9 protein-coding genes are annotated in these 8,980 nt (G+C 37.7%); 8 read left to right on the top strand and 1 reads right to left on the bottom strand.

The window, feature by feature from the left end; genetic code table 11:
• The first annotated feature begins 94 nt into the window (after positions 1-94).
• Entirely contained in the window at positions 95-1,279 is a 1,185-nt protein-coding gene (locus tag QZR70_RS02405) for an MFS transporter (protein ID WP_295792871.1), read from the top strand.
• 147 nt (positions 1,280-1,426) lie between these two features.
• Here QZR70_RS02405 and QZR70_RS02410 read toward each other — a convergent pair whose 3' ends face one another.
• Positions 1,427-2,413 carry a GMP reductase gene (locus tag QZR70_RS02410; RefSeq protein ID WP_039969037.1) on the bottom strand — a complete coding sequence of 329 codons (987 nt, stop codon included), beginning with the start codon at positions 2,411-2,413 and terminating at the stop codon, positions 1,427-1,429.
• A 179-nt stretch (positions 2,414-2,592) separates the two neighbouring features.
• Here QZR70_RS02410 and thiT point away from each other — a divergent pair, with 179 nt between their 5' ends.
• From thiT to QZR70_RS02445, 7 genes are all read left to right on the top strand, one after another.
• Positions 2,593-3,123, top strand: coding sequence for an energy-coupled thiamine transporter ThiT (gene thiT, locus QZR70_RS02415; protein WP_024066595.1), 531 nt, complete (start codon positions 2,593-2,595; stop codon positions 3,121-3,123).
• Positions 3,116-4,240, top strand: a complete 1,125-nt coding sequence (mobB, locus tag QZR70_RS02420) for a molybdopterin-guanine dinucleotide biosynthesis protein B (RefSeq protein ID WP_295792873.1) — start codon at positions 3,116-3,118, stop codon at positions 4,238-4,240. The genes thiT and mobB overlap by 8 nt, the downstream gene beginning before the upstream one ends.
• Positions 4,221-5,456: a molybdopterin molybdotransferase MoeA gene (locus tag QZR70_RS02425; RefSeq protein ID WP_295792875.1), complete on the top strand. Its 1,236-nt coding sequence runs from the start codon at positions 4,221-4,223 to the stop codon at positions 5,454-5,456. The genes mobB and QZR70_RS02425 overlap by 20 nt, the downstream gene beginning before the upstream one ends.
• A gap of 126 nt (positions 5,457-5,582) precedes the next feature.
• The gene (locus QZR70_RS02430; RefSeq protein WP_295792877.1) at positions 5,583-6,605 is read left to right on the top strand and encodes an AraC family transcriptional regulator; all 1,023 of its coding nucleotides are present in this window, start codon (positions 5,583-5,585) and stop codon (positions 6,603-6,605) included.
• 399 nt (positions 6,606-7,004) lie between these two features.
• Complete coding sequence (locus tag QZR70_RS02435) at positions 7,005-7,271, top strand: SemiSWEET family transporter (RefSeq protein WP_004698672.1); 267 nt, start codon at positions 7,005-7,007, stop codon at positions 7,269-7,271.
• Positions 7,272-7,415: 144 nt separating this feature from the next.
• On the top strand, positions 7,416-8,057 hold the full coding sequence (locus QZR70_RS02440; RefSeq protein ID WP_005385841.1) for a hypothetical protein: 642 nt from the start codon (positions 7,416-7,418) through the stop codon (positions 8,055-8,057).
• 51 nt (positions 8,058-8,108) lie between these two features.
• Positions 8,109-8,980: AraC family transcriptional regulator (locus tag QZR70_RS02445; protein ID WP_295792879.1), on the top strand; the 872-nt coding region annotated here is incomplete at its 3' end.

Below are 8,980 nucleotides of genomic sequence, written 5' to 3' on the forward strand. Positions count from 1 at the left end.
AAAATGGTTTCCTGCAATGATGCAAGTTTTAGCGCTTTGCGGATAAAAAAGGGCCTTTCTTCGCCGGACGGTTCTAGAAGCCAGAAAGGATGTAATGAGCAATCAAGTTTCTATTTCAACAGCAAATATTCGTGGTGCCTTTGGGGGATTCTTTATTCCAGGTATGTATACCGCCTTATGGGCTGGCTTTGTACCATATTTAAAAGCAAAGCTTAGTATCGGTGAAGATGTACTGGGTTCCATGATTTTAGTGCTCGGTGTAGGCTCTTGTTTGTCCATGGCCATAGCTGGTAAGCTAGTAGAGAACTTTGGATGCAAGAAAGTCGTTTTACTAGCTAGCTTTATTGGGATGTTATCCCTTGCGGTTGTTACCATGTGTTCTACAATTGCTACGACCACAGCTGCTTTATTCTTCTTTGGTATTGGCGTCGGCTTAAGTGGTGCGTCTGCCAATTTACAAGCTATCTTGACAGAAAAGGTGAGTAAGAAACACTTAATGGGTGCCTATCATGGTGGATGGAGTTTAGGCGGTTTTGCCGGTGCTGGTGTTTTGCTGGTGCTCTTAAAAATATTATCCTTACCTGTTAATGAAAGTATTTGGGGACTTCTCATCGTATTATTTATTGCCATGGTTGTGATTAGCCAATTTATGTTAACCTTTGGTAGTGATCCAAATGCAAAGGTTACTAAAAAATCTAAAAGCCCACTATCTTTCCATCCGATAGCTATTATCTTTGGTCTCTTGTCCTTTGTATCTTACTTGGTTGAAGGCGCAGTAGGGGATTGGAGTGCATTATACTTATTCGAAGATAAAGGTATTGTTATCGAAGAGGCCGTTATGGGCGTTATGCTCTTTAATGGTACTATGTGTATTGGTCGTTTGCTTGGTAATACAATTGGTAAACATTTAACCTCTAAACAAGTTGTAATTGGTGGTTATTTGTTAGGTGCTATTGCAATGGGCCTTATTGTATTCCTACCAGGTTATGGCTCCATGTACACATACTTATTACTTGGTATTTCTTTAGCCATGGTAGTACCAAACTTATTCTCTGCTATGGGGGAACAAAATGTTATTCCTATGACACAAGCTGTGGCTACATCTACCATGCTTGGTTATATGGGGATTTTGATGGGACCAGCGTTGATTGGTTTCATTGCTCATGGCACAAGTCTTACAGTGGCATTTATCGTACTGACTGCATTACTTGTTGTTAGTGCTGGTACTGGTAAATACGCTTATATGTTAATGGACAAATCAAAGGAAGCAGACGCTTAAATAATAGCCCCAAAGACGATATGTCTTTGGGGCTAAATTTTTGAAATATGGAAATATTATTATAAATATGGTGATTCGTTATATATATCATCGATGACATACAAAAAAGCCACAGGATAGAACCTGTGGCTTTTACATTTCTAGGTATTAACGGTCACCGTTGAAGATGGAGTTTTTAACAAGTACATAGTCTACTTTGCGGATTGCTTGTAGAGTAGTACCGCCAGCATAAGAGATAGCGGATTGTAAATCTTGTTCCATTTCAACTAATGTATCAAAGATAGAACCTTTGGAATCGATGAAGATTTTTTTGCCTTCTACGTTTTTGCGTTCACCTTTTTGGAACTCAGAAGCGGAACCAAAGTATTCTTTTACTGCTTTACCGTCAACGATTTTTTCTTCCCCTGGGGATTCTTCATGACCAGCGAATAGGGAACCAATCATAACCATAGTAGCGCCAAAGCGAATAGATTTAGCAATGTCGCCATGATCGCGGATACCACCGTCAGCAATGATAGGTTTAGTAGCTGCTTTAGCGCACCAGCGAACTGCAGCCAATTGCCAACCACCAGTACCAAAGCCAGTTTTTAATTTAGTGATACAAACTTTACCAGGACCGATACCAACTTTAGTTGCATCTGCACCAGCATTTTCAAGTTCACGAACGGCTTCTGGTGTACCTACGTTACCAGCGATAACAAATGTACCAGGTAAGTTCTTTTTAATGTATTGAATCATATCGATTACTGCATTGGAATGACCATGAGCAATATCGATTGTAATGTATTCAGGAGTTAAGTTTGCTTTTTTGAATTCATCAACTAAAGCAAATTCCTCTGGTTTTACACCAATGGAAATAGAAGAGTATAAATTAAGGTCGTGCATGCGTTTAACAAAATCCATACGACGTTCTGGTTGGAAACGATGCATGATATAGAAATAACCTTCACGAGCTAATTTTTCTGCCAATTCTTCGTCGATAATAGTTTGCATATTTGCAGGAACTACTGGCAAGCGGAATGTGCGGTTGCCTAATTTAACATGTGTATCACATTCGCTACGGCTTGTTACGATACATTTATTAGGAATTAATTGCACGTCTTCATAATCAAAGATGTTCGTTGTATTAATCATATTTTCTATATCTCCTTCGAGTATTACAAATTGAACCTGTACCATTATACAAGAGTCGCGTAAAATTTTCAATACGTTCCGAATATTTTGTTTGGACTCAGAAACGAACTGTAGTACAATACAAGTAGATTATGCAAGTTATATACATTAATATATATGGTAAAGGGAGGTTGATTGACATGGATCAGTCCAAAACTCGCATGCTTGCAGAAGCAGGTGTGGCGATTGCAATTGCTCAAGTATTATCCTTTATTACGATTTTTCATATGCCTCAAGGAGGCTCCATTAAGGCTGCAGCTTTAGTGCCGCTCATGATTTATGCCTATCGTTGGGGTGGTGCACGGGGAATTTTTGCTGGCGTCGTATATGGTATTTTACATTTTATTTTAGGCTTTAAATCATCTGTACACTATTTAAGTATTATATTGGATTATCTAGTTGCTTATGGTGCCATAGGTGTATGTGGTTACTTCAAAGATTCTATTTCTGGACTCATTACAGGTTCTATTGTTGGTATTGCATTGCGCTGGATCGCCACTGTTGTGAGCGGTGCCGTTGTGTTCGCTAGCTATGCACCTCAAGGTCAAAATCCATGGATTTACTCCATGATTTATAATGCCTCTTATATGGTGCCAGATGGGATTTTAAATATTGTTGTTTTACTATTCATCTACCAAGGTGTTAAACGAGGTTTAGGACGTCGTGGATAAATTAGGTTTAATTATTTTGGCTGGTGGTTTGAGTTCTCGAATGGGGCAACCTAAGGCATTATTGCCTTGGGTTAATGGTGAAAGCCTCATATCTCATGCACTTCGTAAGGGATTAGAAGCGGATGTGGATGATATCATCATCTCCATTGGTGATGATGATCAGTTAGGACATGCCATTCAGACTCATATTATTGATACGTTATCGAACGATGAGAAGAATAAAGTTTCTATTGTTCGGGATTCTATTGAGCGATGTGGTCCTCTAGGGGGACTTTATAGTGCTCTAGCTGTTGGAATGAGTCCTGCCTATGCGGTGATGGCTGTAGATATGCCATTTATGCCTATGGATTTATATTATGATTGGTTATATCAAGTGAATCATAACAATTGGAATGTCATAGTTCCTACTGGTTCTAGAGGTAAGCCAGAACCTATGGCGGGAATTTATAGACCTCATATTGTATCATTACTTCCATCTATTCTGGCCGGTAAAGACGTATCGTTGCAGCATGCCCTTGATACGATTGGTCATGTTGAATCTATTGATGCCAGTGATTATGATTGGGAGCTAAGTAATGTAAATCATTATGATGACTATCAATGGGCTCGTGCATTAGCAGAAAATGAGTTCCGTCGTGTGCCGCTTATTAGTGTAGTAGCATCAAAACGTAAAACAGGTAAGACTACGGTAGTAACCCGTCTTGTAGCTGAGTTACAACGAGCTGGGTTTTCTGTAGGCGTTGTGAAGAGTGATAAACACGGCTTTCAAATGGATCATGAAGGGACCGATACAGACCTTTCTTATAAAGCTGGCGCTGATGCGGTGGCTATTGCTGGCCCTAATGAAACAGCGATTCGTATACGCACTAAAGAACAATCAAATCTGTATGAAATATCACAGTTTATGCCTGTGGATATAGTTATACTAGAAACAAGGTCCCAAGGCATTGCCCCTATTATAGAGGTTACGCAAGAAGGACATACAGAAGAGCTTATCTCAGATTCTATCGATCGAGTAGCTATAATCGAAATTAGCAAGTTAGACCAAGACGTACCTAGATTAGTACGTCACATACAGGAAATGATGAGGTGTTTAAATGGCCGTCGTTACTGTTGAGGAGGCCCTTCAATTATGGGATGAGGCCTTACAAACACAAGTTCATAAAGTAGAAACGATTGATGTTAAGGCTGCGAAAGGATATGTGTTGGCAGAGGATATTATTGCCCCTACAGATGTACCAGCCTTTCCAAAATCTGCCATGGATGGGTATGCCATTGCCTTTTCCGCGGATTGTAATGAGTATATTGTTGACGGTGTTATAGGCGCCGGCGTTGTATGGGAACAACCTGTTGCACTAGGTCATGCAGTACGTATTATGACGGGCGCACCTATACCGGATACATGTGATACTGTTATCATGCAAGAACAGGTAGTTGGCTCCGGAGAACCGGGTACAACAATCATAATTCAAGGTAAATACAAATGTGGCGATCATATCATCCCTCAAGGTGAGGAATGTAGTGCTGGCACTATTGTGATTCCTCGTGGAACAGAGGTAACCTCTACGGTACAAACTGTTTTGACTGGTCTGGGGTTGACTGAGATTGCTGTCAATGCAATGCCTCGCGTGTTAGTCCTTACCTCTGGCCATGAGGTGATTGAACCTGGTGAAAGCTTAACAGCTGGTAAAATTTATAACTCTAATAGAGCTATGATTTGTGGACTCTTGGAGGATTTAGGCTTTCATAAGATTACGCACTATCATGTCAGTGATGCTCCAGAGGAATTAGACTCTGAAATTAACCATGTGTTACAGCTCAGTGAAGATGCTGATATTATCATTAGCTCTGGCGGCGTATCCGTAGGGCTATTTGATACAATGCCTCTTATTTATGAAAAATTAGGCGCTAAATCTATTTATGCGCGCATTCAAATGCGGCCTGGTGCAGCATCTTATGGTGCTGTAACGCCTAAAGGTCAAATTATTTTTGGCCTGTCTGGTAATCCGGGGGCTGCATTCAATGGTTGGCATCTAATCGTAGCACCGACCTTAAAACGCTATAAAGGGTTGGCAAACTGGACTACACCAGTCGTGGCCTGCGTAATGGATTCAGAGCTTTTTAAGCGTAATGCCTTTGATCGGTACGTACAAGGTAAAGTCATATTTGGTGGTGGGGTCCCACGCTTTGTGGCTAACCGCCATTTTAATAGTAGCAGTATGTTAGGCCTCTATACGGTGAATGCATTGGCATGTATTCCGCGTGGTGTACATGAAGTACATCCTGGTGATACCTTTAATGTATATCTACTAGGACTATTACCTGCTGTATAGGTCTTTATATAATATGTATTTATGTCATCTAAAATTCTGTTGACCGCAGATAAATAAATATATGATAATAAAAGCATCCCTTGGAGTATTAAGGGATGCTTTTTGTATGTGGAGCAATAGGGCATAATGGACTATTTTGACTATTCATATAAACATAACTACATAGAGTTTAGCAGCAACATATATAGGGTTAGTACATATCATTATAACTGGCATGCAGAAACTGAGATTTTTATCTTGTTAAAAGGTAGCGTTGAGATGAGTTGCAATGGTGAGGTTTTTACGCTGAAACCTCTTGATGTTGTAATTATTTCTCCTCAAGTAGGGCATGCAACATTAGCCCTTGAAGAGGATACTATAGCCTTTGTTACTCATGTAGGTAACGAATTTTACCAACAGTATGATTCTGATTTTGGGACGTATCAATTTATTTTACGTTCAGATGATAGTACGCGTCATAATGAATTCTTTACAACCTTACGCCATCATGCTGCTATGACGATGTTATTGATGATTAAAGGTGAAAGCCCAGTACATCGAATGTGGATAGAACACCATTACTTAGCTTTGGCTGGTGATGTATTTAGAGAGTTTGATCCCATAAAAAAGGTTCACGAAAATGCTAGACCTGGCGATATAAAACCGGCATCTTTTGATAATATGATTGCCTATATTGATGAGCATTATGAGCAGAAAATAGAGTTAGAGGATATTGCAAAAATTGGGGGCTATAATGTTGCTTATACATCGCAGTTTTTTAAACGACAAATGGGGATTTCCTTTGTTGAGTATGTATTGCGGTTGAGAATCCGTGATGCTACTGTTCGATTAGCTAGTACGGATGAGGCTGTTGCAAGAATTGCAAGTGATTGTGGATTTGCCGATGTGAAAGCCTTTAATATGGCTTTTAAAAAGCATTTTAATATGACTCCCACAGAATATCGTAAGCACGTAAAAGGTATTGGCCGTAAAACTGTTTTACAAGATTGGAAAGAAATAATTTCTGTAGACAACCAAGATGTACTTGATGTGTTGCATTCGTTCTTGTCCTATGAAGATGATTCACGAGCTAAGAGCGAATTGGAATTTATGAGCAAAAAATTGGAAGCTTTGAAAGAAAAGTTAGCCGATGTAGTAAAGGATTTATAAAGCTGTTTTATTATATTTCTATGGTAACTAGATTATTATAGTAGCTAATTCTTATAGTAACTCTATTCGTATGATAAACGTTTTGCGGTAATTTATTTTTGATGAATTTATGACATATATAGAAAGATTAGAATTGGGTAAATTTCTATATTAAGAAAACCTATAAAGTTATAAATAAAGCACTACTGTTGATAAGTAGTGCTTTTTTACATGTATTTTATGGGTGAATTTATATATCAATACACTCTAAAAATACAGTAAATCGAGAGAAATCTATATTTTTCTGTGGATTTTACTATAAAAACTACCTTTTAATTTGGATAGTTATATTCTCCAAACTGAGTAGAATATACTTCATCAGGAGTAAAAAAATTAGTAAGTTATAATTTTGGAGGATATATGAATCAAGTAAAATTTATGGAAAACGTAGGTAAAGTTGCAACTGTTACTGCTGTAGCTATGTATGTATCTTACTTCCCACAAATCATGCACAACCTAGCTCATCCAGGTACAGGTGATTGGATCCAACCACTTGTAGCTGCGATCAACTGTACATTATGGGTAGCGTATGGTTTGTTCAAAGAACATAGAGATATTCCAGTAGCATTAGCCAATGCACCTGGCATCTTCTTTGGCTTGGCAGCAGCTATTACAGCGGTTATGTAATTTAAAGAGTAGAAACATAAAACTATAATTTATTGACATGTAAAATAAGATTACTGTTGACCGTTGTTAATTATATATATCATAATGAATGCATCTCTTAGATTTATAAGAGGTGCATTTTTTATGTGAATAAGAGAGGTTTTTGTGGTTAATAGTACTGACTCTATTAGTGTATATAGACAAATTTTTAATGCCGTTGTGCGTCCTAACTTATGGTTGCCATACTTTCAGGCTAGAGGAACTTTAAGTGGTTCTATAAAAGGTATTATATTTTATATAGTATTAATGCTATTTATCATGACTTTGGGGAGCGTAAGCGTCAATTTATTAAAACCTGAAGCTACAACAACATTAGCCGAACTTTTAATTAATCCTACTCTTGCAAGGAATATAGTAGGTTCATTTTTAACTTTTATTGTTATGTCTGTTGTCTTTGTGCCTGTCTTTTTATTGATAGCAAGAGGGGCCGACGCAACATTAACATTAAATCGAGTTTTTATGGTATATTTATATGCTTATTCTGAAATATTTTTAGTTAAGAGTATAGAGTTATTTATTTTTTCACTTATGTCTGTTTTTGTACTGACAAATATTGTTAATATGGTTTTTGCAGGCGCGGTAATTTTTGGGACAACCTTAACCTGTGGACTTTTACAGATAGTGCTGTTTTTTAAAACGTTTAAAATAGCTCTTGATATTCCGTATTTGACAATAGCAGTAGCTGGTGGAATCGGCGGAGGTATTTCTATACTTACCTTATCTCTGTTAGAGAAAATTGGCTTATAAAACTTGGTGTTTAATAATTATTGTTAAATTTTTAGGGAGCATATAGCTAATATGGATTACTTTCACTACACCTATAAACACAATCACATAGATTTCAATAGTGATATATATAAGGTTAGTACCTATCACTATAACTGGCACAGTGGCGTAGAAATCTTAATCTTGCTAAAGGGCAGAATCGACATGAGTTGTAATAGTGAGGTTTTTACGATGGAACCTCTTGATACAATTATTATTTCTCCTCAAGTTGGTCATGCTACGTTAGCCTTAGAGGAGGATACAACGGCTCTTGTTATTCATGTAAGTAAGGAGTTTTTCCAATACTTTGATCCTAACTTCGGTATGTATCAATTTGTATTGCGTTCAGATAAAACTAACCGAGATAATGAATTTTTTACGTCCCTACGTCATCGTGCTGCACAAATGATGTTGTTAATGGTAAATAGTGAAAGTTCTGATCGTCAATTATGCTTGGAGAATCATTATTTAGCCATGATGAGTGATATATATCGGGAAATTGATGCGATTAAGACTATCCCTGTACATACAAAGCCTGCTGATATGACTGTAGCTACCTTTGATAAAATGATTGCCTATATTGATGAAAATTATAAGCAGAAGATAGAGTTAGAAGATATTGCCAAAATTGGCGGTTATAATGTGAACTATACATCTCAGTTCTTTAAACGCCAATTGGGTGTTTCATTCTTAGAGTATTTGTTGCGGTTGAGATTACGAGAGGCTACAGTTCGTTTGGCTAATTCTGAAGATGGAGTAGCACATATTGCGAGTAGCTGTGGTTTTGCAGATATTAAAGCCTTTAATGTAGCTTTCAAGAAACATTTCCATACAACGCCATCTGAATATAGAAAGCAAGCAAAAGAGATGGGACGAAAGACCAAGCTACATGATTGGAAGGAAAT

Origin of the sequence: uncultured Veillonella sp., from assembly GCF_900545205.1 — a bacterium.
GTDB lineage: Bacteria > Bacillota > Negativicutes > Veillonellales > Veillonellaceae > Veillonella.

Excerpts from the sequence above, each read along its gene's own strand:
- QZR70_RS02430 (WP_295792877.1), top strand. The coding sequence starts at position 5,583 with ATGGACTATTTTGACTATTCATATAAACATAACTACATAGAGTTTAGC.
- thiT (WP_024066595.1), top strand. The coding sequence starts at position 2,593 with ATGGATCAGTCCAAAACTCGCATGCTTGCAGAAGCAGGTGTGGCGATT.
- QZR70_RS02425 (WP_295792875.1), top strand. The coding sequence starts at position 4,221 with ATGGCCGTCGTTACTGTTGAGGAGGCCCTTCAATTATGGGATGAGGCC.
- QZR70_RS02435 (WP_004698672.1), top strand. The coding sequence starts at position 7,005 with ATGAATCAAGTAAAATTTATGGAAAACGTAGGTAAAGTTGCAACTGTT.
- QZR70_RS02405 (WP_295792871.1), top strand. The coding sequence starts at position 95 with ATGAGCAATCAAGTTTCTATTTCAACAGCAAATATTCGTGGTGCCTTT.
- QZR70_RS02410 (WP_039969037.1), bottom strand. The coding sequence starts at position 2,413 with ATGATTAATACAACGAACATCTTTGATTATGAAGACGTGCAATTAATT.